The organism is Streptomyces sp. NPDC045778 (genome assembly GCF_056431945.1).
Genome location: NZ_JBWKJZ010000006.1, coordinates 209,799 through 236,186, shown reverse-complemented (window position 1 = coordinate 236,186; position 26,388 = coordinate 209,799). Strand labels below are relative to the sequence as shown.

The window sequence follows — 26,388 nt, the reverse complement described above, 5'->3', positions numbered from 1 at the left end:
TTCGGACTGCTGGTCCGCTTTGAAGATACGGACTGGCGGTCCGCTTTGTAAAGGTGAGCTGATGCCCGAGAGTTCCCAGAGCCCCGAGGCCCCCGGGGCCCCCGCGCGCAAGGCGCGTGCCGACGCGGCCCGTAACCGTGAAGCCGTCCTCGCCGCCGCCGACGCGCTCTTCGCCCGGAGCGAGAGCCCGCGTGGCGTGTCCATGGACCAGGTCGCGGCGGCGGCCGGGGTCGGCAAGGGCACGCTGTTCCGGCGGTTCGGGGACCGGGACGGGCTGATCCGCGCGGTCTTCGACGCGCGCAGCGGGGCGCTGCGCGAAGCCGTGGAGTCGGGGCCCGCGCCGCTAGGCCCCGGCACCCCCGCGCGCGAGCGCGTCCCCGCGCTCCTGGACGCGCTCCTCGGCTTCAAGCTCGACAACCGCCCGCTCGCGCTCGCCCTTGAGGAGCCGGGCGGCGGCAGCCCCTACCGGTCCGAGCACTACGGCTGGTGGCACGCCGTCCTGCGGGACGCCCTCGCGGCGGCAGGGGGCGTGCCGGACCCGGGCTTCGCGGCGCACGCGCTGCTCGCGGCCGTGCGGGCGGACCTCGTGGAGCACCTGGCCGCGGTGGAGGGCGTGACGGCGCCGGAGCTGCGGGAGCGGCTCGCCGCGTACGTGGCGAGGGTTCTCGGCTGAGGGGCCGGGCCCCGGCGGGGGGCTCGCCGGGAAATCAATGGGGTGGCGTGTTTTCACCCCGGTTTCCCGCCCCTGTCTTGGCCCCGGTTTCCCGCCCCTGTCTTGTCGACCAGACAACTCGCCCCGCCCCGGAAGGGCTCAATCCCCTTCAGGTGAATGGGAGTTGTGGGGAGCGCGAGCAAAGGGAAGTGCCTTCGTCATGAACGCTCTTGCTCTTTTCCTCGCGTGAGAGGGCGAGTTAAGGTCCGGCAAAGGAACCGGGCGTGGCATGGGGATACCCCATTTCCCGCCCGGCCGTAGCGCCGCGCACGCGGTGCTCCTGCTTTCACCATCGATAACCGCTGTACACGGCTGCCGACGCGCCTTCCCCCGCCCGTGCCGGTCGCCGCCAGCGGCTGCTGACGCGTGTTCCCCCGCCCGCGTCCGCCGCCGCGCTCCTTGCGCGCACGGGAGCTTCGCGCCCCCGCGCACGCCCCGGTCTGGGTCCGGGTTGACCTCGCATTCGGCCTATTCCGGAATCAGCTAGGAGTTTCTTGTGACCCATCTTGAGGGGACGCTCGCCGGGGCCGCGCACGCCTCCGGCGCCACGATCGCCGCGGTCTTCGAGGCGCGGGCGGCCGCATCCCCGGACGCCGTCGCGGTGGCCGGCGCCGACGGCGCCTCGTTGACGTACGGGCGGCTCGACGAGCGGGCGGACCGCCTTGCGCGGCTGCTGCGGGCGCGGGGGGTGACCCAGGAGTCGGTGGTCGCGGTGGCGCTCGACCGCTCCGTGGAGTACGTCGTGACGGTCCTCGCGGTGCTCAAGGCGGGCGGCGCCTACCTGCCACTAGACCCCGGATACCCCGCGCAGCGGCTCGCGTTCATGCTGGCGGACGCCGCGCCCGCCGTCGTGGTGACCGACACGGCCACGGCCGCGAAGCTGCCGGAGCACGACCTTCCGTGCCTCCTCGTCGACGCCCCGGACACGGCCGCCGCGCTGGCGTCCGCCCCGGCCGGGCCCCCGCCGCGGGCCGGTGAAAGGCCGGGCCAGCTCGCCAACGTGATCTACACCTCCGGCTCCACCGGCACCCCCAAGGGCGTGGGCGTCACCCACCGGGGCGTCCTGAGCATGGTCGCCGACCCCCGGGTGGCGGGCGGCCCGCACACCACCACGCTTCAGCAGGCCCCGCTGGCCTTCGATGCCTCGACGTACGAGATCTGGATGCCCCTGCTGCACGGCGGCACCATCGCGGTGGCCCCGCCCGGCGTCCTGGACGGCGAGGGGATGGCCACGCTCGTCGAGCGGCACGGCGTCACCGGGACCTTCGTGTCCGCGGGCCTGTTCCGCGTGGTGGCCGACGAGCAGCCGGACGCCTTCGCCGGGCTCGACGAGGTGTGGACCGGGGGCGACGTCGTGCCGCCCGAGGCGGTGCGCCGGGTGCTGCGCGCCTGCCCCGGCCTGACGGTCCACCACGCCTACGGGCCCACCGAGTCCACCGTCTACGCCACCTGCCGCCCCGTCACCTCGGCGGACGCCGTGAGCGAGCCCGTGCCGATCGGCACGCCGCTGGAGGGGACGCGCGCATACGTCCTCGACGCCGGACTGCGGCCGGTGGCGCCGGGCGTCCCCGGCGAGCTGTACCTCGCGGGCGAGGGCCTGACCCGCGGCTATCTGGGCCGCGCGGGCCTGACCTCCGAGCGGTTCGTGGCCTGCCCCTTCGACGGGTCCGGCGAGCGCATGTACCGCACGGGCGACCTCGTGGCCTGGACGGACGAGGGTGAGCTGGAGTTCCGCGAGCGTGCCGACGCCCAGGTGAAGATCCGCGGCTTCCGCATCGAGCCGGGCGAGATCGAGGCCGCCCTGGAGACCCACCGGCAGGTGTCCCACGCGGTGGTCGTGCCGCGCGACCTGGCCGGCGGCCGGGGCCGGCAGCTGGTGGCGTACACCGTGCGCGCGGGTGACGAGACGTTCGAGGCAGGGCGTGGCGGCGGCACCGGGCACTTCTCCCTGGACTCCGGGGCCGGGCCCGGGGAGCTGCGGGCGCACCTCGCGCAGCGGCTGCCCGCGTACATGATCCCCGCGGCGTTCGTGGTCCTTGACGAGCTGCCGCTGACGGCCAGCGGCAAGGTGGACCGGGCGGCCCTGCCCGACCCCGAGTTCCACGGCGCCGACTACCGGGCCCCGCGCGACGCCCGCGAGGAGTGCATCGCCACGCTCTTCGCCGAGGTCCTCGGCGTGGAGCGGGTGGGCATCGACGACGACTTCTTCGCCGTCGGCGGCGACAGCATCCAGTCCATCCAGGTGGCCACGCGCGCCCGCGGCCAGGGCCTGGCCGTCAGCGCCCGTGACCTGTTCGAGTACCGGACCGTGGCGGCCCTCGCCGAGGCCGTGACCACGGCCGACACCGAGGCGCTCGTCCTCGGCGAGCTGGACGGCGGCGGCGTCGGCTTCCTGCCGCACCTGCCCGTCACCCGGTGGGTACGGGAGTGGGGTCCGGGCTTCGGCCGCTTCTGCCAGGCCATGGTCCTGGAGCTGCCCGACGGCATCGACCGCGCGGGTCTCGCGGCGACGCTCGGCGCGGTCGTCGACCACCACGACCTGCTGCGCGCCCGCATGGTCGAGGCGGGCGGCGCGGCGGGCGCCGAAGGACCCGGCCTGGTGGTCGCGCCCCCCGGCGCGGTGGACGTGGACGCCCTGATCCACCGGGTCCCCCACGACGGCCCCTGGGACGCCGTGCGGGAGGGCGGTCCCGCCGAGGCCTGGCGTGGTCTGCTCCTCGCCGAACTGGACGCCGCGGCCGGGCGGTTGGACCCGGACGGCGGCGTGATGGCCCAGTTCGTGTGGTTCGACGCGGGCGCGGGGCGCGCCGGGCGCCTGCTCGTCGTGCTGCACCACGTCGTCGTGGACGGCGTCTCGTGGCGGATCCTGATGCCGGACCTGGCCAGGGCCTGGCAGCGGATCAGCCGGGGCGAGGCCCCCGCGCTCGACCCGGTGGGCACCTCGGTGCGCCGCTGGGCCCACGCCCTGGTGGCGGAGGCGCACCGCCCGGAGCGGGCCGCCGAGGTCGACCTGTGGCGCTCCATCGTGACCGGCCCCGACCCCGACCTCGGCGCGCGGCGCCTCGACCCGGCGGTGGACACGGTCTCCACCCTGTCCAAGGTCCGCGTCCAGCTCCCGGCGCACGTCACCGAGACCCTCCTGACGACGCTGCCCGCCGCGTTCCGCGGCGGCGTCAACGACGGCCTCCTGACCGGCCTCGCGATGGCCGTGGCCCGGTGGCGGGCGGCGCGCGGCGTGGCCGAGCCGTCCTCGCTGATCCGGCTCGAAGGCCACGGCCGCGAGGAGGCGGCCGCGCCCGGCGCCGACCTGTCCCGGACCGTCGGCTGGTTCACCAGCTTCTTCCCCGTACGCCTCGACGTCTCGGGCGCCGACCTGGAGGAGGCCTTCGCGGGCGGCCCGGCCGCGGGCACCCTCGTCAAGGCGGTCAAGGAGCGGCTCCGCGCCCTGCCCGACAAGGGCATCGGCTACGGCCTGCTGCGTTACCTCAACCCCGAGACGGCCGCCGTCCTGGAGCCGCACCCGGTGGGGCAGATCGGCTTCAACTACCTGGGCCGGTTCTCCGCGGGCGCCGACATGCCCGCCGAGCTGCGCGGCCTCGGGTTCACCCAGGCGCCCGGCGTGGCCGAGCTGGCCGAGCTGGACGCCGGGCAGGACCCCGCGATGCGGGCCCCCGCCGAGCTGGACATCAACGCCCACGTGACCGACACGCCCGAAGGCCCGTGCCTCGGCGCCCTGTTCACCGCGCCGGAGGGCGTCCTGTCCGCCGACGCCGTGCGGGAACTCGCCGACCTGTGGTGCCAGGCCCTCGAAGGCCTGGCCCGGCACGCCGAGCGGCCCGGCGCGGGCGGCCCGACGCCCTCCGACATGCCCCTGGTCAAGGTCGGCCAGGCCGACATCGACGGCTGGCGGGAGCGCTACCCGGGCCTGGCCGACGTCTGGCCCCTCTCGTCCCTCCAGAAGGGCCTGCTGTTCCACTCGACGATGGCGCGCGAGTCGGGGGCCGACTTCGACGCCTATCTGTGCCAGTACACGCTGCACCTGTCGGGGCCGGTGGACGCCGAGCGCCTGCGCGTGGCGGGGCAGGCCCTCATGGACCGCCACCCCGCCCTGCACACCGCGTTCGTGCCCGGGCCCAGTGGCGAACTCGTGCAGCTCCTGGTGGACGGCGTCGCCCTGCCCTGGACGCGCCGGGACCTGAGCGCGCTCGACGAGGCGGCGCAGCGGGACGTCCTGGAGGAGTTCCTGGCGCACGACCTCACCGTGCTGTTCGACCCGGCCGCCCCGCCCATGATGCGCCTGGCCCTGCTCACGCTGGCCCCCGACCGGCACGAGCTGGTCCTGTCGGCGCATCACGTGCTGCTCGACGGCTGGTCGCTGCCGCTGCTCACCCAGGACCTGTTGCGCCTGTACGCCGCTGACGGGGACGGGTCGGCGCTGCCCCGGGCGCGCGGCTACCGCGACTACCTGGCGTGGCTGGCCCGGCAGGACCCGGCGGACTCGGCCCGGGCGTGGCAGGAGGAGCTGGCCGGTGTCGAGGAGCCCACGCTGCTGTTCCCCGAGGCCGAGTCCGACGCCGACAGCACCGGCATCGGCCTGTCCGACGTGCCCCTCCCGGCCGTGCGGGCACGGGAGCTGGCCCGGCGCGCCACGGAGCTGGGCATCACCCTCAACACGCTGGTGCAGGGCGCCTGGGGCGTCCTCGTCGGCTGCCTGACGGGCCGCCAGGACGTGGTGTTCGCGGCGCCCTCATCGGGGCGCCCGCCCGCCCTCGCGGGGGTGGAGTCGATCGTCGGGATGTTCCTCAACGCGCCTCCGGTGCGCGTGCGGTACTCGCCGGGCGACACCGTCGCGCAGGTCCTCAGGAACCTCCAGCGCCGGCAGGCCGCGCTGCTCGACCACCATCACCACAGCCTCGCCGACATCCAGCGCGGCACCGGCCTTCCGAAGCTGTTCGACACGGCCATGGGCTTCGAGTCCTTCCCGCTGGACCGGGCGGCCGTCGCCGAGGCGAGTGCCGCCGCCGGGTTCACGGTGACCGGTCTGCGCTCGTTCACCGCGAGCCACTATCCGGTGACGGTGTTCGTCTACCCCGACGGCCCTCACCTGCGCCTGGTCGTGCACTACCAGCGCCATGTCCTGGACCAGGCCGCGGCCGACAAGCTCGCCGCCCGGTTCGCGTACGTACTCGGCCGGTTCGCGGGGGACCCCCACGTGCGGGTGAGCGAGATCGGGGCGCTCGGCGCGACGGAGCGGGCGCGCGTCCTGGAGACGTTCAACGACACCGTCCGTGAGCGCCCCGAGGAGAGTGTCACCGAGGTCTTCGCCCGGCACGTCGCCGCGACGCCGGACGCCCCGGCGCTCACGGAGGCGGACGGCGTCACCCTGACGTACCGGCAGCTCGACGGCCGGGCCAACCGGCTTGCCCGGCTGCTGCGCGAGCGCGGCGTGGTCCAGGACTCGGTCGTCGCCGTGTCCCTGCCCCGATCCGCCGATTACGTCGTGTCCGCCCTCGCGGTCCTCAAGGCGGGCGGCGCCTATGTGCCGGTGGACCCGGGATATCCCACCGCGCGCCTGGAGTTCATGCTCCGCGACGCCGAGCCCGCCGCCCTGGTGACCAACGCGCGGACGGCGGTCGCGCTGCCCGCGGCGGACTGCCCCCGGCTCGTCCTGGACGAGCCCGGCACGGCGGCGGCCCTCGCGGCGGCGGGGGACGAGGCCCTGCCGCCGTCCTGGCACGGGCACCCGGACCAACTCGCCTACGTGATCTACACGTCCGGGTCGACCGGCACCCCCAAGGGCGTCGGCGTCACCCACCGCGGTGTGACCGGGCTGGCCGCGGACCGGCTCTTCGACGACGGCGCGCACGAGCGGGTCCTGATGCACTCGGCGCAGGCCTTCGACGCCTCCACGTACGAACTGTGGGTGCCCCTGCTCAACGGCGGCACCATCGTCGTGGCCCCGCCCGGGCGGCTGGACGTCGCCACCCTCGCGCGGGTCGCCGAGGAGCACAGGCCGACCGGCGCGCTGCTCGCGACGGGCCTGTTCCGGGTGGTCGCCGACGAGCAGCCCGAGGTCTTCGCGGGCTTCCGTGAGGTGTGGTCGGGCGGGGACGTGCTGCCCCCGGGCACGGCGGAGCGGGTCCTCGCGGCCTGCCCCGGGACCCGGGTCCTCAACCTGTACGGTCCCACCGAGACCACCGTGGGCGTGGCGGCCCACCGCATGGCGGGCCGCGAGGACGTCGGCGAGGTGGTGCCCATCGGCCGCCCCCTGGACAACACCCGGCTCTACGTCCTGGACGGGGCGCTGCGTCCGGTGCCGCCCGGGACGCCCGGTGAGCTGTACGTCGCCGGTGACCACCTGGCCCGGGGGTACCGGGGCCGGCACGCCCTGACCGCCGAGCGGTTCCTCGCCGATCCGTTCGGCGTGGCGGGCGAGCGCATGTACCGCACGGGTGACGTGGTCGCCTGGACGCCCGAGGGCCGTCTGGACTTCCGGGCCCGCGCGGACGCCCAGGTCAAGATCCGTGGCTTCCGCATCGAGCCGGGCGAGGTGGAGGCCGTCCTGGACCGGCACGAGGGCGTGGCCCAGTCGGTGGTGGTGCCGCGCGAGGACGCGACCGGGCAGGGCAAGCAGTTGGTGGCGTACGTCGTCCCGGAGCAGCTCGCCGCGCTTTCGGTGGAGGAGCTGCGGACCTTCGTGTCGGCGTCCCTGCCCGAGCACATGGTCCCGGCCGTCGTCATGGTCCTGGACGAGCTGCCGCTGACCGTCAACGGCAAGGTCGACAAGGGGGCGTTGCCCGCGCCCGAGGCCGCCCAGAGCGCGTATGTGCCGCCGTCCACGCCGCAGGAGCGGCAGCTGTGCGAGCTGATCGGGCAGGTGCTGTCCGTGGAACGGGTCGGGATGAGCGACGACTTCTTCCGCTTGGGCGGGGACTCGGTGTACGCGACGCAGCTCGCGAGCAGGATCAGTAAGGCGATGGGGGTGCGGGTGCCCATCCGGGCGGTGTTCGAGGCCGACAGTATCGCGGACCTCGCGCGGTCCGTGGCCTCGGCCCCCGTGGACTCCGCGCCCAAGCTGCGCCGCTTCAGCTCGGCTGGGACGTCGTAGCCTGCGGGTTCGCTGTGGCTGGTCGCGCAGTTCCCCGCGCCCCCTAGCGGGCGCCGCGTCGTCGTAGCCTGCGGGTTCGTGGGGGCTGGTCGCGCAGTTCCCCGCGCCCCTTTCGGGGCGCCTCTTAGCGGGCCACCTCGCGGATGAAGGCTTCCCAGGCGGCCCCGCCTATCACCAGGGCGGGGCCGCCTGGGACCTTGCTGTCGCGGACGGGGACGACCCCGTCACCCCCGTCCGCGACTTCAACGCAGTCCTCGCCGCCGTCGCCACTGCTGTAGCTGCTCTTGCACCAGCGGGCAGCGCCAGGGAAGCCGTGCGCGACTTCGACGCAGTCGCCGCCGTGCTGATCGCTGTAACTGCTTTTGCGCCAGCGGGCGGCGCCCACGAAGTCGTAGGCGACCTCGACGCAGTCACCGCCTTCGCCGTTGCTGTGGCTGCTCTTGCGCCAGCGGGCGTTGCTCAGGTCGTACTCGCGCATCGTCTGAAGTCCTTAGCCGCCGATTCGATCCGGTCGAGGGACAGCCCCGGCGACAGCGAGGCGCCCCTGAGCAGATCGTATGCGCGCTGCGCGCGCTTCACTACGGCTGGTTCGTCCAGCAGTTCGCCCCAAAACGACGTCTCTGTATAGGCGGTTGGCGGCGCGTCGTCGAACTCCATGAGCTTCAGAGTCCCAGCCATGGAGGCACACGCTCCCTCCGAGCGCGGCAGCACCGACACCAACACCTTGCGCTCACGCGCCAGCGTGGCGATGTGCTTCAACTGTTCCGCCATGGCGGAACAACCACCCACCGGTACGGTCAGCACGTTCTCGTGCAGGATCGCCCAGTACACCGGCCGTGTCGCGTCCGCGAGGATGCGCTGGCGGTCCAGTCGGGCGGACACCATGTCCGCGATGTACTCGTCGGCGGCGAACGGATTGGCCGCCAGGGTGACCGCCTTCGCGTAGGGCGCTGTTTGCAGCAACCCCGGGATGACCGACGGCGCGAACTCGCAGATCTGGGTGGCCAGGGCCTCCAGGTCCGCGACGGCGGCGAAATAGTCCGCGTAGCGCTTGTCGTCGATCAACTTGCGCCAGGTACGTTCGAAAAAGCCCTCGGTTTGCAGAACGGAGTCGATCCGCTGGGCCACATCCAACTGTGGCTTGCGAATGGCCTGTTCGAATTGGCCGATGTAGCCGCCGGACACAAAAACGCGGGCCCCCAACTCCACCTGGGTGAGGCCCGCGTTCTCCCGCCGTCGCTTTAACTCCGCCCCGAAGAACTCCCAGGCCGCCTGGCGTGACCCATGGGCACCTTTGGCCATGGATAACTCCCCTCCTCTGCGTCGAGGTTGTAGAGCACAGACTCCTGCCAACAGTAGACGCACTGCGTCACCGTGGAGACACGAAGCGTGAAATTCGACGGCTAAGGGGAGCCACGTGACGGCGAACAGCGCCGCCGGCGAGTCGCACTCGGCGGCATGTGTGGAGGAAGCGGAGGACACGGTGAAGGAATTGCGCGCTGCCCTGGGGAGGGCGGGAATCTCGTTGCCGTCGCTGCGGCTGGACCCGGCGACCGTCGCGCGGCAGGCGCCGTGCCCGCTGGTGGACCTCGGGCGGTGCTCGGTGGAGGCGGCGGCGCGTCTGGCCGCCTGTCTGCCAGGCCAGGGGGGACACCCATGAGGCTCCCCATCGGAACGTACGCGGTGGACACCCGGACCGGCCGGGTCGGCAGGGTGATGGGCCACGAGGGGCCGTACGTACAGCTGCGCCCGTACGGAGGCGGGCGGGAGTGGGACTGCGCCCCGGAGGCCTTGCGGACGGCGACCTCGGCAGAGCGCCTGCGCGCGGCGACGGCGTACGCGAACGCACGGAGCAGGGGGGAGGTGCCTTGACTGGGGGGCCGGCCGCGACGGGCTGAGCCCGGGCCCGGGGCGGGCGCGGCGTGCGGGACAATGGGCCCATGAGCCTGTTCCGTGACGACGGTGTCGTGCTGCGCACCCAGAAGCTGGGTGAGGCGGACCGCATCATCACGCTGCTCACGCGCGGGCACGGGCGGGTGCGGGCCGTGGCCCGCGGGGTGCGCAGGACGAAGTCGAAGTTCGGGGCGCGCCTGGAGCCGTTCTCGCACGTGGACGTGCAGTTCTTCGCGCGGGGCAGCGAGCTGATCGGGCGCGGCCTCCCGCTGTGCACGCAGAGCGAGACCATCGCTCCGTACGGTAGCGGCATCGTGACGGACTACGCCCGGTACACCGCGGGCACGGCCATGCTGGAGACGGCGGAGCGGTTCACCGACCACGAGGGCGAGCCCGCGGTGCAGCAGTATCTGCTGCTGGTCGGCGGGCTGCGCACCCTCGCGCGCGGCGAGCACGAGCCGCACCTCGTCCTGGACGCGTTCCTGCTGCGCTCCCTCGCGGTGAACGGCTACGCGCCCAGCTTCACCGACTGTGCCAAATGCGGCATGCCGGGACCCAACCGCTTCTTCTCGGTCGCCGCGGGCGGCTCGATCTGCGCGGACTGCCGGGTGCCGGGCAGCGTCGTACCGTCGGCGCAGACCCTGGTGCACCTGGCGGCGCTCCTGACGGGAGACTGGCGGACGGCGGACGCCTGCGAGGCCCGGCACGCGCGCGAGGGCAGCGGACTCGTATCGGCTTATCTGCACTGGCACCTGGAGCGCGGCCTGCGCTCCCTTCGGTATGTAGAGAAGTAGCGCGAAGAAACCCGAAGACACAGGGAGTAGTTCCTTATGGCACGACGCGGAATCCTCGGACGGTCCCGCCGTGAGTACACGTCGCCCGAGCCCCACCCCTCGGGCGCGCGGCCGCCGAAGATCCCCGGCGAGCTGGTCCCGCAGCACGTCGCCGTGGTCATGGACGGCAACGGCCGGTGGGCCAAGGAGCGGGGGCTCCCGCGCACCGAGGGGCACAAGGTCGGCGCCGAGCGGGTCCTGGACGTCCTCCAGGGCGCGATCGAGATGGGCGTCGGCAACATCTCCCTGTACGCCTTCTCCACCGAGAACTGGAAGCGCTCGCCCGACGAGGTCCGCTTCCTGATGAACTTCAACCGGGACTTCATCCGCAAGTCCCGCGACCAGCTCGACGAACTCGGCGTGCGCGTGCGCTGGGTGGGCCGCATGCCCAAGCTGTGGAAGTCCGTGGCCAACGAACTCCTGGTCGCCCAGGAGCAGACCAAGGACAACGACAAGCTCACGCTGTACTTCTGCATGAACTACGGCGGCCGCGCCGAGATCGCCGACGCCGCGAAGGCCATGGCGGAGGACGTGCGGGCCGGGCGCCTCGACCCGTCCAAGGTCTCCGAGAAGACCCTCGCGAAGTACCTGTACTACCCGGACATGCCGGACGTCGACCTGTTCCTGCGCCCCAGCGGCGAGCAGCGCACCTCCAACTACCTGATCTGGCAGAGCGCGTACGCCGAGATGGTCTTCCAGGACGTCCTGTGGCCGGACTTCGACCGTCGCGACCTGTGGCGCGCGTGCCTGGAGTACGCCTCGCGCGACCGCCGCTTCGGCGGCGCGATCCCGAACGAGGAGCAGCTCAAGAAGGGCTAGGCACACGGCAGAGGGCCCGCACCGTCGCGCTGACGGTGCGGGCCCTCGTGCGTACGGCTATTTCTTGGCGCAGTCGGCGCAGGTGCCGAAGATCTCGACCGTATGCGCCACGTTCACATATCCGTGCTCCGCGGCGATGGCCTCCGCCCACTTCTCCACCGCCGGGCCCTCGACCTCCACGGCCTTGCCGCAGACGCGGCACACCAGGTGGTGGTGGTGCTCGCCGGTCGAGCAGCGGCGGTAGACCGCCTCGCCGTCGTTCGTCCGCAGGACGTCGACCTCGCCCGCGTCGGCGAGGGACTGGAGCGTGCGGTAGACCGTGGTCAGGCCGACCGAGTCGCCCCGGTGCTTGAGCATGTCGTGGAGGTCCTGCGCGCTGCGGAACTCGTCCACCTCGTCGAGAGCCGCCGCCACCGCGGCTCGTTGCCGTGTGGCGCGGCCTCGCACGGGGGGTCCCGCCGTCGTCACAGATGCCTCCTCGGCGCTCGTCCGCACAGCTCTCACAGGTCGTCTCTCGCCCCGCCATTGTGCCAGGTCGGTACTCCACCGTGACCAGAGTGCTCTCGGTCAGTGATCCGGCCCGGTCTGGACCACACCGGATCACTGCCCCGGGGACGGCCGCCTCAGACCTTGATCTCGTCCGTCGTGCCTCGCGCGCCCGGCACGTCCGCCGTGCACGCCGCGTCGCCCCTGGCCAGGGACCGCGCCCTGCGCCGCGCGAGGGGAGCGGCCAGGATCGTCAGGGCGATGAACACCCCGATCGTCAGGAGCACGATCGTCGCGCCGGGCGGCACGTCCTGGTAGTACGAGGTGACGGTGCCGCCGATCGTCACGGTCACGCCGATGGCCACCGCGATCGCGAACGTCGCCGCGAAGCTCCGGGTGAGCTGCTGCGCCGCCGCCACCGGCACCACCATCAGGGCCGACACCAGCAGCAGGCCCACCACGCGCATGGCGACGGTGACGGTGACCGCGGCGGTGACCGCGGTGAGGAGGTTGAGCGCGCGCACCGGCAGGCCCGTGACCCGCGCGAACTCCTCGTCCTGGCTCACCGCGAACAGCTGGCGGCGCAGCCCGACGGTGACGAGCACCACGAACGCGGCGAGCAGGCAGATCGCCGTCACGTCGTCCTGCGAGACGGTGGAGAGCGACCCGAACAGATACGAGCTGAGGTTCGCGTTCGAACCGCCAGGGGCCAGGTTGATGAACATGACGCCGCCCGCCATGCCGCCGTAGAACAGCATCGCGAGCGCGATGTCCCCGCGCGTGTGCCCGTACCAGCGGATCAGCTCCATGACCACGGCGCCGACGATCGCGACGGCCGTCGCCATCCACACGGGGGAGGTGGAGAGCAGGAAGCCGAGGCCGACACCCGTCATCGCCACATGGCCGATTCCGTCGCCCATCAGGGCCTGGCGGCGCTGCACCAGATAGATGCCGACGGCCGGGGCGGTGATGCCGACGAGGACGGCGGCGAGCAGCGCCCGCTGCATGAACGCGTAGTTCAGGATTTCCATCGCCCGGTCCTCAGGTCAGCAGGCCGGTGCGGACGGGGGCCGCGTCGGCGTCGTGCGGATGTACGTGGTCGTGGCCGGGCAGCGCGTGCTGGCCCACGGCCTTCGGTGGCGGCCCGTCGTGCAGCACGCAGCCGTCGCGCAGGACCACCGCGCGGTCGATCAGCGGCTCCAGGGGGCCCAGCTCGTGCAGGACGAGCAGGACGGACGTGCCGCGCTCCACCTGGCGGCGCAGGGTGGCCGCCAGGACCTCCTGGCTCGCGAGGTCCACGCCCGCCATCGGCTCGTCCATGATCAACAGGTCGGGCTCGGAGACCAGGGCGCGGGCGATGAGCACCCGCTGGTGCTGGCCGCCCGACAGGGCGTTCACGGAGTCCTTCGCCCGGTCCGCCATGCCGACCTGCTCCAGGGCGTCGCGCACGGCGTCCCGGTCGGCCTTGCGCAGCACGCCGAAGCGGGCGCGCGAGAGGCGGCCCGAGGACACGACCTCCGTGATGGTCGCGGGCACGCCGCCCGCGGCCGTGGTGCGCTGCGGTACGTAGCCCACGCGCGCCCAGTCGCGGAAGCGCCGGCGCGGCGTACCGAAGACCTCGATCTCGCCGCCCGTCACCGGCACCTGGCCGATGACCGCGCGCACCGCGGTGGACTTGCCCGAGCCGTTCGCCCCGAGCAGCGCGACGACCTCGCCCGCGCCGACCGTGAGGTCGATGCCGCGCAGGACCGGGCGCGCGCCCAGCTCGGCGGTCACCCGGCGCAGGGATATGACGGGCTCGCCGCCGTTCCCGGCCTCACTCATGTCGTGCCCCTTTCCGGACGGTGTCCGGCCCTCGGCCGGTGGTCACTTGGCGCCGAGCGCGGCGCGCAGGGACTTCAGGTTCGACCGCATCACCTGGACGTAGTCGTCACCCCGGGACTTCTCCGTGATGCCCTCGATCGGGTCGAGTACGTCCGTCTTCAGCTGAGCGTCGCCCGCGAGCGTCTTCGCGGTCTTGTCGCTGACGAGCGTCTCGTAGAACACCGTCGTCACGCCGTCGGCCTTCGCCATCTTCTGGAGCTGCCGTACGCGGTTGGCGCTCGGCTCGCCCTCGGGGTCGAGGCCCGAGATGGCCTCCTCGGTGAGGCCGTAGCGCTCGGCGAGGTAGCCGAAGGCCGCGTGCGTGGTGATGAAGACCTTGGACTTGGTGTCCTTCAGGCCGTTCCTGAACTCCGTGTCGAGGCCCTTGAGCTTCTTCACCAGGGCCTCGGTGTTCTTCTCGTACGTCGCCCGGTGCTTCGGGTCGGCCTTGGCGAAGGCCTTGCCGACGCCCTCGGCCACCTCGCCGTACCTGACCGGATCCAGCCAGATGTGGGGGTCCTTGCCGCCGTGGTCGTGGTCGTGGCCGTGGCCCTCGTGGCCTTCGTCGTCGTGGCCCTCGTGGCTCTCTCCGGGGTGCTCCTCGCCGTGGCCGCCCACCTCGGTGCCGTGCTTCTCCAGGCTTGTGAGGTCCGCCGCGTCGATCTTCGTCTTGATGCCGGACTGGCTGATCGCTTCGTCCACGTTCGGCTGGAGGCCCTTCAGATAGAGGGCCGCGTCGGACTCCTCCAGCTGGGCGCGCTGCTTGGCGCTGATCTCCAGGTCGTGCGGCTCCTGGCCGGGCTCCGTGAGGCCGGTGACCTCGACGTGCTTCCCGCCGATCTGCTCCGCGAGGTACTGCATCGGGTAGAACGACGCCACCACGTCGAGCTTGCCCTTGTTGTTCGTGGCCGCGGCGTCGTCGGAGGCGCAGGCCGTGAGGGTGGCGAGGCCGAGGGTTGCCGTGGCGGCGAGGGCGGTGGTGCGTATGAGGGGGCGTCGTACGTTCATGACAGTCATTTTCAACAATTATGGAAACGATTGTCAACAAAGTCTGGCCTTCTGTGCGGGGCCTCACGCGGCGGGGCCTTGCGCGGCGGCGGGGCTCGCGTGTGGGGCCTGGCGCGGCTGCGCCCCGCCGTGGGCCGAGCCCTGCCCTCGCCGGCCGGCTCTTTCCCCCACCCGCCCGCCCCCCTCCGTGCTGCGTCCGCCCGTTCGCTCGTCGACTGGTTCAAGCACCGCGCTACCGCGCTTGTCCTCAATCGCCGGACGGGCTGGGTTGGTCGGCTGGGCGCCGTTGTCGTCTGCGTTGGTGTCTGCCGGTGTGCTGCGATTTCCCGCCGGCTTTCGGCCCCCCGGGGTCGCCTTCCGGGCCCGCTGTCCGCTTTCGGCCCCCGCTGGGTTTTCCCCGCCCGTCCCCGTCCTTGGGGTTGGGCGGGTGGCGGTGCGCGTGCCGCTGGGTTGGGGCTCTGTCTGGGTGCTGGGTTTTTCCCGCCCGCCCCTCTTTCCTTCTTGGGGTGAGTGGAGCGGATGGGCGACGGGCCGTAAGCCGCTAGGCCGGGGGCCGGCTGGGTGGCTGGCCAGGTACGGGTGGGCGGGTGGGGAGACCGCCGCGGTAGCGGCGGAGAGGTGGACGACGGGCGTGCGAGCCGCTAGGTCGGGGTCGGGCCTGGTCGCTGGGGCTGTGTGGGTGGGCGGGTGGGTGGAACCGCCGCGGTAGCGGCGGGGAAGTGGACGACGGTGTGCGAGCCGCTAGGTCGGGGTTCGGCCTGGTCGCTGGGGCTGTGTGGGTGGGCGGGTGGGTGGTGCCGTCGCGGTAGCGGCGGGGTGGTGGGCGGCGGTGTGCGAGCCGCTAGGTCGGGGTCGGGCCTGGTCGCCGGGGCTGTATGGGTGGGCGGGTGGGGGGAATCGTCGCGGTAGCGGCGGGGAGGGCGGCGGGCCGTGAGCCGCTGGGTCGGGGGCCGGGCTTGTGGCTGGGGTCGTGGGGGAGCCCGGGTGGGGGCAGGGGCGTGTGGGGGGAATGGGGCGAAGGTGGAGGAGAAGGGCGGGTGGGTGGGAGGGAAGCCGTCGGGGCGGGAACCGATTTGATCCGGGGGGTGCGGGCGCCGGTAACCTGAAGCATTCGCTCCTGGAGCCACCGCCCACAGGGCGGCCGCTCCGTCGTCGTCGTAATGAAGAGAGCACCGTGGCCGCCGACAAGATCGACACCATCGTCAGCCTGAGCAAGCGCCGAGGCTTCGTCTTCCCGTGCAGCGAGATCTACGGTGGCCAGCGCGCCGCCTGGGACTACGGACCGCTGGGCGTCGAGCTGAAGGAGAACATCAAGCGCCAGTGGTGGCGCTACATGGTCACCTCGCGTGAAGACGTCGTCGGTATCGACTCGTCCGTGATCCTGGCCACCGAGGTCTGGCAGGCCTCCGGCCACGTCGCCACCTTCACGGACCCGCTGACCGAGTGCACCTCCTGCCACAAGCGCTACCGCGCGGACCACCTGGAAGAGGCGTACGAGGAGAAGAAGGGCCGCGCGCCCGAGAGCCTCGCGGACATCAACTGCCCCAACTGCGGCACCAAGGGCCAGTTCACCGAGCCCAAGCAGTTCTCGGGCCTGCTTTCCACGCACCTCGGCCCGACCCAGGACTCCGGCTCGGTCGCCTACCTGCGCCCCGAGACCGCGCAGGGCATCTTCACCAACTTCTCCCAGGTGCAGACGACGTCGCGGCGCAAGCCGCCGTTCGGCATCGCCCAGATGGGCAAGTCGTTCCGCAACGAGATCACGCCCGGCAACTTCATCTTCCGCACCCGCGAGTTCGAGCAGATGGAGATGGAGTTCTTCGTCAAGCCGGGCGAGGACGAGAAGTGGCAGGAGTACTGGATGGAGCAGCGCTGGAACTGGTACACCGGTCTCGGCCTGCGCGAGGAGAACATGCGGTGGTTCGAGCACCCGAAGGAGAAGCTCTCCCACTACTCCAAGCGCACCGCTGACATCGAGTACCGCTTCCAGTTCGGCGGCAGCGAGTGGGGCGAGCTGGAGGGCGTCGCCAACCGCACCGACTACGACCTGTCCGCGCACGCCAAGGCCTCCGGCCAGGACCTGTCGTACTTCGACCAGGAAGCCGGCGAGCGCTGGACGCCGTACGTCATCGAGCCCGCCGCCGGTGTCGGCCGCACCATGCTGGCCTTCCTCCTCGACTCGTACATCGAGGACGAGGCGCCGAACGCCAAGGGCAAGCTGGAGAAGCGCACGGTCATGCGCTTCGACCCGCGCATCGCCCCGGTGAAGGCCGCGGTCCTGCCGCTGTCCCGCAACCCGGAGCTGTCCCCGAAGGCCAAGGGCCTGGCCACCGCGCTCCGGCAGAACTGGAACATCGAGTTCGACGACGCGGGCGCGATCGGCCGCCGCTACCGCCGCCAGGACGAGATCGGCACGCCGTTCTGCGTCACCGTCGACTTCGACACCCTTGAGGACAACGCGGTGACCGTGCGCGAGCGCGACACCATGAAGCAGGAGCGGGTCTCCCTCGACCAGATCGAGGGCTACCTCGCCACGCGCCTCGTCGGCTGCTGACGTATCGCTGGTAGCGCGAGCCCCCGGTTCCGGCAACGGAACCGGGGGCTCCGGTGCACACTGAGGGGCATGCAGCCGACGGCCACGACCAAGGTCAGCAGATGGGACCTGCACGGGCGCGGCCACGTCGTGCACCTGCGCAGGACGGGCCTGCGGCGCCATCTGGTCTGCGCCACGTGCGGCTGGCGCGCGAAGGCCCGCTTCCTGCCGTGGCTCAAGGCCGAGGAGCACCTGGAGCGCGCCCACCAGGCGACGGTGGACCCGGCGGGCGCGCCCTAGCCGGCGGACCGCACCAGGTCGGCCGCCTTCTCGCCGATCACGAGCGCCGCCGCGTTGGTGTTCACCGACACGATCGACGGCATCACCGACGCGTCCGCCACGCGCAGGCCGCGCAGGCCCCGCACCCGCAGCTGAGGGTCGACCACCGCGTCCGCGCCCGTGCCCATCGCGCAGCTGCCCGCCAGGTGGAAGTACGGCCCCGTCGCCGCCGTCAGGAACGCGCGTGCGCGCGCCTCGCCCGGCAGCACCTCCCGCGCCCCCCACCGGGCGAGGGGCCCGGTCGCCGCGATCTCCCGGGCCGTCTCGATGCCGTGCAGCATGCGCCGTACGTCGTCCTCGTCGGTCAGGTAACCCGGGTCGATCAGCGGGGGCGTGTCCGGGTCCGCGTCCGCGATCCGCACCGCGCCCCGGGAGCGCGGCACCGTGGCCACGCCGAGCGTGAAGCAGTTCTCCGGCGCCGCGAGCGTCGGCGGGTGGTACGGGACGTGGACGCACAGGAGCTGCATGTCCGGGCCGGGCAGCGACGCCTCGCTGCGCCAGTGCAACGACGCCTCCGACAGATTGACCTTGCCCGCCGGGATCGGGCGGTCCGCCTCGAACACCACCCCGCACAGCGGATGGTCCTGGAGCGCGCGGCCCACGCCCGGCAGTTCGTGCCGTACGCCGACGCCCGCCGCGCGCAGCTCGTCGGCGGGGCCGACGCCCGAGAGCAGCAGAAGCCGGGGCGAGTCGACGGCCCCCGCGCACACGATCACCTCGGCGCGGGCGCGCGCCGTGACCAGGGCGCCCCCGCGGCTGAACTCCACACCCGTGCACCGGTCGCCGCCGTCGCTCTCGAAGAGGAGGCGGCGCGCGCGGGAGTCGGCGGACACGGTGAGGTTCGGCCGGGTGCCGTCCAGGGGGCGCAGATAGGCGTCGGCCGCGCTCTGCCGCGCCCCCTCGGCGATCGTCAGGTCCGGCCACCCGACGCCTTCCTGGACCGCGCCGTTGAAGTCGCCGGTGCGCGTGTGGCCCGCCGCGACGGCGGCCTCGACGAACGCCGCGGACAGCGGGTTGGCGTCCTCGGGCCGCGCGGGCGCGACCCGCAGCGGCCCGGCGTCCCCGCGGTACGCCCGGTCGCCGCCGGGCACCGACTCCATCCGCTTGAAGTGGGGGAGCAGCTCGTCGTAGCCCCAGCCCGCGCAGCCCGCCGCCGCCCAGCGGTCGTAGTCCGCGCGGTGCCCGCGCAGGAACACCATGCCGTTGATGGCGCTCGACCCGCCGAGCGTCCGCCCCCTCGGGCACGGCAGCGAGATCCCGCCGACGCCCGGCTGCGGCACCGTGCGGTAGCCGTGGTCGGCGTCGCCGCCCATGAGTGACGGCCACGCGTACGGCGTCGCGAGATCCGACTTGGTGCGCTCGGGGCCCGCCTCGACGAGCAGCACGGTGCGGCCCCGCTCCTCGCTGAGCCGGGCCGCGACGACACAGCCGGCGGACCCGGCCCCCACGACGACGTAGTCGTACTCTCTCTCCGTCGTCACCACGTCAACTCCCCTACGCCTAAAGCCACTTGGCTGCTCCTGTCTGCCTGGGTGATGGGTGGGGCCAGGCAATCAGGAGGGGCGGGCGGGGCGCAGGGAAACGCCGAAACCGCGGGGAAGTCAGGGCCGGAGGGCGGCCAGTGTCAGCTCGACGACCGCCGTGAAGGCCTCGTCGATGCCGGGCGTGAACCACTCGCGGGAGTAGCCGGGGTCGTGGAAGCGGCCGGTGGCGTCGAAGACCGCGCGGGCCGTGAGCCCCGCGTCCGCGACGGGCGATGCCAACTCGCCCTGGGCCGCGCCCTCTTCGACGATCAGGCGCAGCTGCCCGACCAGGTCGGCGATGTGCTCCTCCACCACGCCGCTGTTCTCGCCGAGCAGCACCTCGTACGTCGCGAACAGCTCCGGGTCGTCGCCCGCCTTCTTGCGCTTGGCCGCGAACAGGGCCGTGAACCAGCGGCGCAGCCGCTCGTCCGCGGGCACCGAGCGGTCCTCCACGACCCGTCGCAGCTCGGCCGTCGTCCGGTCGAGCCAGCGCTTGGTGACCGCTTCCCGCAGTGCCGCCTTCGTACGGAAGTGGCGGTACACGGCGGCGTGACTGACGCCGAGCGCGCGGGCCACGTCCACCACGGTGGCCTTGGCGGCTCCGTGGCGGCGCAGCACGTCCTCGGTGGTGGCGAGGATGCGCTCGGCGGTCAGGGTCTCGGTCGTAGCCATGGTCAAGACGGTACCCGGCGTCTCGGTCGTAGCCATGGTCAAGACGGTACCCGGCGCCTTCGGCGCCCTCGTCAGCGCTCGCTGTCGAGATGTGCCATCTGCGCCTCGGGGTAGCGGTCGCCCGCGGCGGCGCCCGCGGGCACGGCCTGCTCGACGGCGGCGAGGTCGTCGGCGTCGAGCCGGACGTCCAGGGCGCCGAGCGCCTCGGCCAGGCGGTCCCGGCGGCGGGCGCCGACCAGCGGCACGACGCTCGCGCCGAAGAGCGGGCCCCGCGCGAGCACCCAGGCGATCGCGATCTGCGCGACGCTCACGCCCTTGGCCGCCGCGATCTCGCGCAGGGCGTCCACCAGGTCGAGGTTGCGCTGGAGGTTCTCGCCCTGGAAGCGGGGGCTGACCCCGCGGAAGTCGTCCGCGGCGAGCTTGCGGTCGCGCGCGAAGTGCCCGGAGATCAGGCCGCGCGAGAGCACGCCGTACGCGGTGACGCCGATGCCGAGGTCGGCGGCGGTGGGCAGGATCTCGTCCTCGATGCCGCGCGAGATCAGGGAGTACTCGATCTGGAGGTCCGAGACCGGCGCGACGGCGGCGGCCCGGCGCAAGGTCTCCGCGCTCACCTCCGACAGACCGACGTGCCGCACGTACCCCTTCTCGACCAGCTCGGCGATGGCGCCGACGGTCTCCTCGATCGGCACGTCCTCGTCGACGCGGGCGATGCGGTACACGTCGATGTGGTCGACGCCGAGACGCTGGAGCGAGTACGCCGCGAAGTTCTTCACCGCGGCCGGCCGCCCGTCGTACCCCGCCCAGCCGCCGTCCGGGTCGCGAAGGGCACCGAACTTCACGCTGGTGAGCGCCTTCTCGCGGTGCGCGGCGGGCGCGGTGCGCAGGGCTTCGCCGATGAGCAGCTCGTTGTGACCCATGGCGTAGAAGTCACCGGTGTCGAGCAGGGTCACGCCCGCGTCGAGCGCCGCATGGATCGTGGCGATGGCCTCGCCCCGGTCCGCCTCCCCGTACAACGCGGACATGCCCATGCAGCCGAGGCCGAGAGCGGAGGAGACGGGGCCGGTGCTGCCGAGCTTCTGGGTGCGCATGAGGGCTCCTGGGGGTGTGCTGGGTAGAGGGCGGCGCGACGGGCCCCGGCGAGGGGGTGAGCGAACGCCGTGCCTCCACGATGCACCCTCCAGTTACAGATTTCAAGTTTTGTTATCTGTAATCTGTAACTTGATCCTGAAGCTCGGGCGCCCGCAGCCGCTCCGCCGTGTGCTGTGCCGTCCTCCGGGCCCACGTGCCGCTCGTCAGGGCGCCCACGCACAGGACCGCCGCGCCGCAGCCCGTGATGATCCACCAGGCCGGGCGGCTCGCCGTCGTGAAGTCCTGCGCGTACGACGACGTGACGCCGGAGGCCAGGACCGCGCCGATGACCGCGACGCCCAGGGTCTGGCCGATCTGGCGGCTGGTGGAGGCCACGGCGGCGGCGACGCCTGCCTGGGCGCGGGGCATTCCGGCCACGGCGGTGTTGGTGATGGGCGCGTTCACGACGCCGAAGCCGATGCCGAAGACGACGTAGGACAGGAGGCGGGTGCCGCTGGAGTTCTCCGCCTCGAAGGCGGCGAAGAGGACGCCGGACGCCGTCAGGGCGACGCCCGCGATCAGGAGGGGCAGGCGCGGGCCCCGGCTGCCGACCAGGCGGCCGGAGAGCGGGGCGCACACCAGGGTCATCGCGGCCATGGGCAGCATCCACAGGCCCGCGTGCAGCGCGTCCAGGCCGCGTACGTCCTGGAGGTACAGGGTGGAGAGGAACAGGAAGCCGCCCAGGGCGGCGAACGCGCAGATCGCGATGACCGTCGCCCCGCTGAACGGCGCCGAGCGGAAGAACCGCAGGTCGATGAGGGGTTCCGCGCGGCGCGGCTCGTACAGGAGGAGGCCCGCGAGCGCCGCGACGGCGGTGGCCGCGAACAGCATGATCAGGGGTGAGGTCCAGCCCGCCACGGGCGCCTCGATGATCGCGTACGTGAGCGCGCCGAGCAGCACGATCACCAGGAGCTGCCCGACCGGGTCGGCGCGACGCGGCTTCGGCGCGCGGGACTCCGGGACGTACCGCCTGGTCAGGAACAGCGCGGCGAGGCCCACCGGCAGGTTCACCCAGAAGATCGCGCGCCAGCCCACCGCGTCCACGAGGAGGCCGCCCACCAGCGGGCCCGCCGCCATGGAGATGCCGACGACACCGCCCCACACCCCGATGGCGCGGGCGCGCTCGCGCGGCTCGGTGAAGGTGTTCGTGATGATCGACATGGCGACGGGGTTGAGCATGGAGCCGCCCACCGCCTGGATCATGCGGAAGGCGACGAGCGACTCCAGGTCCGGGGCCAGGGAGCACAGGAGCGAGCCGAGGGTGAAGACCGCGAGGCCCGTCTGGAACACCCGGCGGCGCCCGACCCGGTCGCCCGTCGAGCCCGCCAGCATCAGGAGCGAGGCGAGGACGAGGGTGTACGCGTCGATCGTCCACTGCATGCCCGAGATGCTGGTGTCGAACTCCCTGGCCATGGTGGGCAGGGCGACGTTCAGGGCGGTGTTGTCCAGGCTGACGATCAGCAGGCTCATGCAGCAGATCGCGAGCACGAGGTGGCGGCGGCGGGGGCTCAGGTCGGGCTCGGACATACAGTCGACGGTATCCCCGGGCTGGGCGTCACGCTCCGGGCGGCCGTGGCCAGGCCCGGCCACGCCGCGGCCCCGCCCTCAGCCCAGCTCGCGCGGCAGCCTGAGGCCCAGTGCCGCCAGGCCCAGCAGGCCCGCCAGCTGCACGCCCAGCACGACCGCGAAGGCCTCGCGCATGCCCAGGCCGGGTTCGAGCGCCAGGAACAGCGAGCCGAGCGTGGCGACCCCGACGGCCAGGCCCGCCTGCTGGGTCGTCGCGGCGAGCCCGCTGCCCGCGCCCGCCCGCGCGGCGGGCACCGCAGCGAGCAGCACGCGGTAGTACAGGGGCAGCTGGACGCCCTGGCCCAAGCCGCACAGGAGCAGGCCCGGGGCCAGCGTCAGCGGGGTGAGCGCGGACCACGGGGCCCACAGGAGGGTGCCGGCGAGCACGGCGAGACCCACGCCGTGCACCAGGGCGCACAAGACCAGGGTGCGGCCGCCGAACCGGTTCACCACGCGCGGCAGCAGCAGGGACGCGCTGAACTGCGCGACCCCCATGGGGATCAGCGTCAGGCCCGCCTTCAGGGCGCCGTACCCCAGGCCCTCCTGGAGCGTCACGGCGCTGACGAACATGAAGCCGCTGAAGCCGACGAAGATCGGTACGCCGACCAGCAGGCCCCGCGCGACCCCGGGCTCGCGCAGCAGCGACAGGGGCAGCAGCGGGCTGCCGCCGGTGCGCTCCGCGCGCCGCTCCACGGCGGCGAACGCCCACACCAGCAGGGGCGCGGCCAGGAGCGCGAGCACCGACCACAGCGGCCAGCCCGCCGAGCGGCCCTCGGTCAGCGGAAGCAGCAGCGCGATCAGCGCGGCGGCGAACAGGACGGTGCCGCCCACGTCGCTGCGCCGGGGCTGCTCGGCGCGGCTGTCCGGCACCGACCGCAGAGCGAGGGGCCACGCGAGGGCGACGACCGGCACGTTGATCAGGAACGCCATGCGCCAGCCGGTGCCCGCGACATCGGCCGACACCAGGACCCCGCCGAGCACCTGCCCGAGCACCATCGCGAGTCCGCTCACCGCCCCGTACAGGGCGACGGCCCGCGCGCGGCGCTCGCCGCGCGTCGTCGCGTGGATGGTGGCGAGCACCTGCGGGATGAGCAGCGCGGACGCGGCGCCCTGCGCGGCCCTGAACGCCACGAGCGACCAGGCGTCGGGGGCGAGGCCGCAGGCCAGCGAGGTGAGCCCGAAGCCGGCGACGCCCCACAGGAACAGCCGCCTGCGCCCGTACGCGTCCCCGAGCCGACCGCCGAGGACGAGCAGCACGGCGTACGCGAGGGCGTACCCGGCGGCGATCATCTCCAGGGCGGACGGCGAGGCGCCCAGGTCGCGCCCGATGTCGGGCAGGGCGACGTTGACGACGAAGAAGTCGGTGCTCGGCAGGGAGGTGCCGAGCAGGACGGCGAAGAGGCCGAGGGTGCTGAGCGCGGGGGCCGCGGCCGTGGCGGCCTTGCCCGCGGAGGGCGTCGTAGGAGTCGTCGGAGGGGTCTTCGTGGGAGTCGTCGTAGGAGTCGTTGTGCGAGTCACGGATACGACGATGGGCGGGCGCCGAGACGGGTACCAGAGTGTCTTTATCCTGGTAGTAGACGCACCTGGAAACGGGGCGCGGGCTGCGCGACGCTGGGAGCGTGACCATGACCGCAGAGCCCCTGACGCCCCCGGTGACCGCGGAGCCGCTGACGCCCACGGTGACCACAGCGCCCTTGACGCCCCCGGTGACCGCCGCGGACGACGACGCCACCCGCAGACAGGAGCTGGCCGCCTTCCTGCGCAGCCGCCGCGAGCGGATCACGCCCGAGCAGGTGGGCCTGCCACGCGGCGCCCGGCGGCGCACGCCGGGCCTGCGCCGCGAGGAGGTCGCCCAGCTGTCCGCGGTGGGCGTCACCTGGTACACGTGGCTGGAGCAGGGGCGGCCCATCCGGGTCTCCGCACAGGTCCTCGACGCCGTCGCCCGCGCGCTGCTCATGGACCAGACCGAGCGCGGCCACCTCTTCACGCTCGCCGGGGCCGTCGACCCGCGCCCCGAGACCGAGTGCCCGCTCGTGACCGGCACCGCCCTGCGCCTGATGCACCGCATGGCGCCCTACCCGGCGACCTTGCAGAACGCCCGCTACGACGTCCTCGCCCACAACCGCCCCTTCGCGCGGGTCTTCGGCGACCTCGCCGAGCTGCCGCAGCAGGAGCGCAACTGCCTGTGGCTGCTCATCACCAGCAAGCGCTGGCGCGAGACCTTCCTCGACCGGGACGAGATGCTGCGCGACCTGATCGCGAAGTTCCGCGCCGGCATGGCCGAGCACGTGGCCGAGCCCGCCTGGAAGGAGCGGCTCGACGGGCTGCTCGCACAGTCGGCGGAGTTCCGCGAGCTGTGGCGGCGGCACGAGCTGGGCGCGATGTCGCCGCACGTCAAACGCTATGAGCACCCCGTGGTGGGGCTGCTCAGCCTGGAGCACCGCACCATGTGGCTGACGCCGGAGACGCAGGCCTACCGCCTCGTCGCGTACGTCCCCGCCGACGACGCGACCGAGGAGCGCCTGGAGCGGCTCGCGGAGCTGGGGGACGGGCAGGTTCCCGACTGAGGGACAATGGATGCTTGCCCGCTTCTCGTCGAGAGTCCCGTACGTTCCCGGAGAGCAACCCGATGTCCCAGCCGCAGGCCTCACCGTCGACGCTGTCGATCGGCCCCCACGTGGTGCAGCCGCCCGTCGTGCTCGCGCCCATGGCGGGGATCACGAACGCGCCGTTCCGGACGCTGTGCCGGGAGTTCAGCGGCGGCAAGGGCCTCTTCGTCAGCGAGATGATCACGACGCGCGCGCTCGTCGAGCGCAACGAGAAGACCATGCAGCTGATCCACTTCGACGCGAGCGAGAAGCCGCGCTCGATCCAGCTGTACGGCGTCGACCCGGCCACCGTCGGCAAGGCCGTCCGCATGATCGCGGAAGAGGACCTCGCCGATCACATCGACCTCAACTTCGGCTGCCCGGTCCCCAAGGTCACCCGCAAGGGCGGCGGCTCGGCCCTTCCGTACAAGCGGCACCTGCTGCGCGCGATCCTGAAGGAGGCCGTGAGCGGGGCGGGTGACCTGCCGGTCACGATGAAGATGCGCAAGGGCATCGACGACGACCACATCACCTACCTGGACGCCGGGCGCATCGCCGTCGAGGAGGGCGTCACCGCGATCGCCCTGCACGGCCGCACGGCCGCGCAGCACTACGGCGGCACCGCGGACTGGTCCGCGATCGCCCGCCTCAAGGAGCACGTCCCGGAGATCCCCGTCCTCGGCAACGGCGACATCTGGTCGGCGGCGGACGCCGTGCGGATGATGCGCGAGACCGGGTGCGACGGGGTGGTCGTCGGGCGCGGCTGCCTCGGGCGGCCGTGGCTGTTCGGCGACCTGGTGGCGGCCTTCGAGGGCCGTGCCGAGGACCTGGCCCGGCCCACGCTGCGGACCGTCGCCGACGTCATGGTCCGGCACGCCGCGCTCCTCGGCGAGTGGATCGGGGACGAGGCGCGGGGCGTCATCGACTTCCGCAAGCACGTGGCCTGGTACCTGAAGGGGTTCTCGGTCGGGTCCGAGATGCGCAAGCGGCTCGCGATCACCTCCTCCCTCGCGGAGCTGCGCTCCGGGCTCGACGAGCTGGACCTGGAGCAGGGGTGGCCCGACGGGGCGGACGGGCCGCGCGGGCGGACCTCCGGCAACAACCGGGTGGTCCTGCCCGACGGGTGGCTCCGCGACCCCTACGACTGCGCGGGCGTCTCCGAGGACGCGGAACTCGACACCTCGGGCGGCTGACGGCCTTTCCGCCCGCCCGCTGTGGACGGCTCCGCCCTCCCTATGGGCGGCTGGTCCGCCCAGGGGGCGGAACGGGCGGGCACAGGGCGGACCCCGCGCCGCCGGGTAGCGTGCCCCGCCCGAA

21 protein-coding genes are annotated in these 26,388 nt (G+C 73.0%); 10 read left to right on the top strand and 11 right to left on the bottom strand.

Going from position 1 to position 26,388, the window contains the following annotated elements:
• Positions 1-61 precede the first annotated feature (61 nt).
• A complete protein-coding gene (locus tag AC07GB_RS10465) occupies positions 62-673 on the top strand; it encodes a TetR/AcrR family transcriptional regulator (protein ID WP_478843616.1) in 612 nt (203 codons plus the stop codon).
• Positions 674-1,208: 535 nt separating this feature from the next.
• Entirely contained in the window at positions 1,209-7,820 is a 6,612-nt protein-coding gene (locus AC07GB_RS10460) for an amino acid adenylation domain-containing protein (protein ID WP_478843614.1), read from the top strand.
• A gap of 124 nt (positions 7,821-7,944) precedes the next feature.
• Here the strand turns inward: AC07GB_RS10460 and AC07GB_RS10455 are convergent, their stop codons facing one another.
• Positions 7,945-8,298: a DUF397 domain-containing protein gene (locus AC07GB_RS10455; RefSeq protein WP_478843612.1), complete on the bottom strand. Its 354-nt coding sequence runs from the start codon at positions 8,296-8,298 to the stop codon at positions 7,945-7,947.
• A complete protein-coding gene (locus AC07GB_RS10450; RefSeq protein WP_478843610.1) occupies positions 8,280-9,122 on the bottom strand; it encodes a helix-turn-helix domain-containing protein in 843 nt (280 codons plus the stop codon). Before AC07GB_RS10450 ends, AC07GB_RS10455 begins: the two co-directional genes overlap by 19 nt.
• Before the next feature lie 115 nt (positions 9,123-9,237).
• On the opposite strand from AC07GB_RS10450, the gene AC07GB_RS10445 reads away from it, so the two are divergent.
• The 4 genes from AC07GB_RS10445 to AC07GB_RS10430 all read left to right on the top strand — a co-directional run bounded on the left by AC07GB_RS10445 (position 9,238) and on the right by AC07GB_RS10430 (position 11,365).
• The gene (locus tag AC07GB_RS10445; RefSeq protein WP_478843608.1) at positions 9,238-9,480 is read left to right on the top strand and encodes a hypothetical protein; all 243 of its coding nucleotides are present in this window, start codon (positions 9,238-9,240) and stop codon (positions 9,478-9,480) included.
• On the top strand, positions 9,477-9,692 hold the full coding sequence (locus tag AC07GB_RS10440; RefSeq protein WP_478843606.1) for a hypothetical protein: 216 nt from the start codon (positions 9,477-9,479) through the stop codon (positions 9,690-9,692). The genes AC07GB_RS10445 and AC07GB_RS10440 overlap by 4 nt, the downstream gene beginning before the upstream one ends.
• Before the next feature lie 68 nt (positions 9,693-9,760).
• Positions 9,761-10,507 (top strand): DNA repair protein RecO, encoded by a 747-nt coding sequence (gene recO / locus AC07GB_RS10435; protein ID WP_478843604.1) that lies wholly within the window; start codon positions 9,761-9,763, stop codon positions 10,505-10,507.
• 36 nt (positions 10,508-10,543) lie between these two features.
• Positions 10,544-11,365, top strand: a complete 822-nt coding sequence (locus AC07GB_RS10430) for an isoprenyl transferase (protein ID WP_478843602.1) — start codon at positions 10,544-10,546, stop codon at positions 11,363-11,365.
• A gap of 57 nt (positions 11,366-11,422) precedes the next feature.
• Here AC07GB_RS10430 and AC07GB_RS10425 read toward each other — a convergent pair whose 3' ends face one another.
• The 4 genes from AC07GB_RS10425 to AC07GB_RS10410 all read right to left on the bottom strand — a co-directional run bounded on the left by AC07GB_RS10425 (position 11,423) and on the right by AC07GB_RS10410 (position 14,722).
• A complete protein-coding gene (locus AC07GB_RS10425; RefSeq protein ID WP_242717881.1) occupies positions 11,423-11,833 on the bottom strand; it encodes a Fur family transcriptional regulator in 411 nt (136 codons plus the stop codon).
• A gap of 155 nt (positions 11,834-11,988) precedes the next feature.
• The gene (locus tag AC07GB_RS10420; RefSeq protein WP_478843600.1) at positions 11,989-12,882 is read right to left on the bottom strand and encodes a metal ABC transporter permease; all 894 of its coding nucleotides are present in this window, start codon (positions 12,880-12,882) and stop codon (positions 11,989-11,991) included.
• Positions 12,883-12,892: 10 nt separating this feature from the next.
• Complete coding sequence (locus tag AC07GB_RS10415; RefSeq protein WP_478843598.1) at positions 12,893-13,675, bottom strand: metal ABC transporter ATP-binding protein; 783 nt, start codon at positions 13,673-13,675, stop codon at positions 12,893-12,895.
• A 42-nt stretch (positions 13,676-13,717) separates the two neighbouring features.
• Positions 13,718-14,722, bottom strand: coding sequence for a metal ABC transporter substrate-binding protein (locus AC07GB_RS10410; protein ID WP_478843596.1), 1,005 nt, complete (start codon positions 14,720-14,722; stop codon positions 13,718-13,720).
• Positions 14,723-15,896: 1,174 nt separating this feature from the next.
• Here AC07GB_RS10410 and AC07GB_RS10405 point away from each other — a divergent pair.
• A complete protein-coding gene (locus tag AC07GB_RS10405) occupies positions 15,897-17,276 on the top strand; it encodes a glycine--tRNA ligase (protein WP_478843594.1) in 1,380 nt (459 codons plus the stop codon).
• 69 nt (positions 17,277-17,345) lie between these two features.
• On the top strand, positions 17,346-17,555 hold the full coding sequence (locus AC07GB_RS10400; protein ID WP_478843592.1) for a hypothetical protein: 210 nt from the start codon (positions 17,346-17,348) through the stop codon (positions 17,553-17,555).
• Here the strand turns inward: AC07GB_RS10400 and AC07GB_RS10395 are convergent.
• The 5 genes from AC07GB_RS10395 to AC07GB_RS10375 all read right to left on the bottom strand — a co-directional run bounded on the left by AC07GB_RS10395 (position 17,552) and on the right by AC07GB_RS10375 (position 24,001).
• A complete protein-coding gene (locus AC07GB_RS10395) occupies positions 17,552-19,078 on the bottom strand; it encodes a GMC family oxidoreductase (RefSeq protein WP_478843590.1) in 1,527 nt (508 codons plus the stop codon). The two genes, AC07GB_RS10400 and AC07GB_RS10395, sit on opposite strands and share 4 nt — an antisense overlap.
• A gap of 117 nt (positions 19,079-19,195) precedes the next feature.
• Entirely contained in the window at positions 19,196-19,789 is a 594-nt protein-coding gene (locus AC07GB_RS10390) for a TetR/AcrR family transcriptional regulator (RefSeq protein ID WP_478843588.1), read from the bottom strand.
• Between the two features lie 71 nt (positions 19,790-19,860).
• Complete coding sequence (locus AC07GB_RS10385) at positions 19,861-20,877, bottom strand: aldo/keto reductase (RefSeq protein ID WP_478843586.1); 1,017 nt, start codon at positions 20,875-20,877, stop codon at positions 19,861-19,863.
• Between the two features lie 112 nt (positions 20,878-20,989).
• Positions 20,990-22,444, bottom strand: a complete 1,455-nt coding sequence (locus AC07GB_RS10380; protein WP_478843584.1) for an MFS transporter — start codon at positions 22,442-22,444, stop codon at positions 20,990-20,992.
• 78 nt (positions 22,445-22,522) lie between these two features.
• Complete coding sequence (locus tag AC07GB_RS10375; RefSeq protein WP_478843582.1) at positions 22,523-24,001, bottom strand: MFS transporter; 1,479 nt, start codon at positions 23,999-24,001, stop codon at positions 22,523-22,525.
• A 107-nt stretch (positions 24,002-24,108) separates the two neighbouring features.
• On the opposite strand from AC07GB_RS10375, the gene AC07GB_RS10370 reads away from it, so the two are divergent.
• Together AC07GB_RS10370 and dusB are read left to right on the top strand one after the other, a co-directional pair.
• Entirely contained in the window at positions 24,109-25,050 is a 942-nt protein-coding gene (locus tag AC07GB_RS10370) for a helix-turn-helix transcriptional regulator (RefSeq protein ID WP_478843580.1), read from the top strand.
• A gap of 62 nt (positions 25,051-25,112) precedes the next feature.
• Positions 25,113-26,264 carry a tRNA dihydrouridine synthase DusB gene (gene dusB / locus AC07GB_RS10365; RefSeq protein WP_478843578.1) on the top strand — a complete coding sequence of 384 codons (1,152 nt, stop codon included), beginning with the start codon at positions 25,113-25,115 and terminating at the stop codon, positions 26,262-26,264.
• Positions 26,265-26,388 lie beyond the last annotated feature (124 nt).

Excerpts from the sequence above, each read along its gene's own strand:
- AC07GB_RS10465 (WP_478843616.1), top strand. The coding sequence starts at position 62 with ATGCCCGAGAGTTCCCAGAGCCCCGAGGCCCCCGGGGCCCCCGCGCGC.
- AC07GB_RS10455 (WP_478843612.1), bottom strand. The coding sequence starts at position 8,298 with ATGCGCGAGTACGACCTGAGCAACGCCCGCTGGCGCAAGAGCAGCCAC.
- AC07GB_RS10450 (WP_478843610.1), bottom strand. The coding sequence starts at position 9,122 with ATGGCCAAAGGTGCCCATGGGTCACGCCAGGCGGCCTGGGAGTTCTTC.
- AC07GB_RS10440 (WP_478843606.1), top strand. The coding sequence starts at position 9,477 with ATGAGGCTCCCCATCGGAACGTACGCGGTGGACACCCGGACCGGCCGG.
- recO (WP_478843604.1), top strand. The coding sequence starts at position 9,761 with ATGAGCCTGTTCCGTGACGACGGTGTCGTGCTGCGCACCCAGAAGCTG.
- AC07GB_RS10430 (WP_478843602.1), top strand. The coding sequence starts at position 10,544 with ATGGCACGACGCGGAATCCTCGGACGGTCCCGCCGTGAGTACACGTCG.
- AC07GB_RS10420 (WP_478843600.1), bottom strand. The coding sequence starts at position 12,882 with ATGGAAATCCTGAACTACGCGTTCATGCAGCGGGCGCTGCTCGCCGCC.
- AC07GB_RS10415 (WP_478843598.1), bottom strand. The coding sequence starts at position 13,675 with ATGAGTGAGGCCGGGAACGGCGGCGAGCCCGTCATATCCCTGCGCCGG.
- AC07GB_RS10410 (WP_478843596.1), bottom strand. The coding sequence starts at position 14,722 with ATGAACGTACGACGCCCCCTCATACGCACCACCGCCCTCGCCGCCACG.
- AC07GB_RS10400 (WP_478843592.1), top strand. The coding sequence starts at position 17,346 with ATGCAGCCGACGGCCACGACCAAGGTCAGCAGATGGGACCTGCACGGG.
- AC07GB_RS10390 (WP_478843588.1), bottom strand. The coding sequence starts at position 19,789 with ATGGCTACGACCGAGACCCTGACCGCCGAGCGCATCCTCGCCACCACC.
- AC07GB_RS10385 (WP_478843586.1), bottom strand. The coding sequence starts at position 20,877 with ATGCGCACCCAGAAGCTCGGCAGCACCGGCCCCGTCTCCTCCGCTCTC.
- AC07GB_RS10380 (WP_478843584.1), bottom strand. The coding sequence starts at position 22,444 with ATGTCCGAGCCCGACCTGAGCCCCCGCCGCCGCCACCTCGTGCTCGCG.
- AC07GB_RS10370 (WP_478843580.1), top strand. The coding sequence starts at position 24,109 with ATGACCGCAGAGCCCCTGACGCCCCCGGTGACCGCGGAGCCGCTGACG.
- dusB (WP_478843578.1), top strand. The coding sequence starts at position 25,113 with ATGTCCCAGCCGCAGGCCTCACCGTCGACGCTGTCGATCGGCCCCCAC.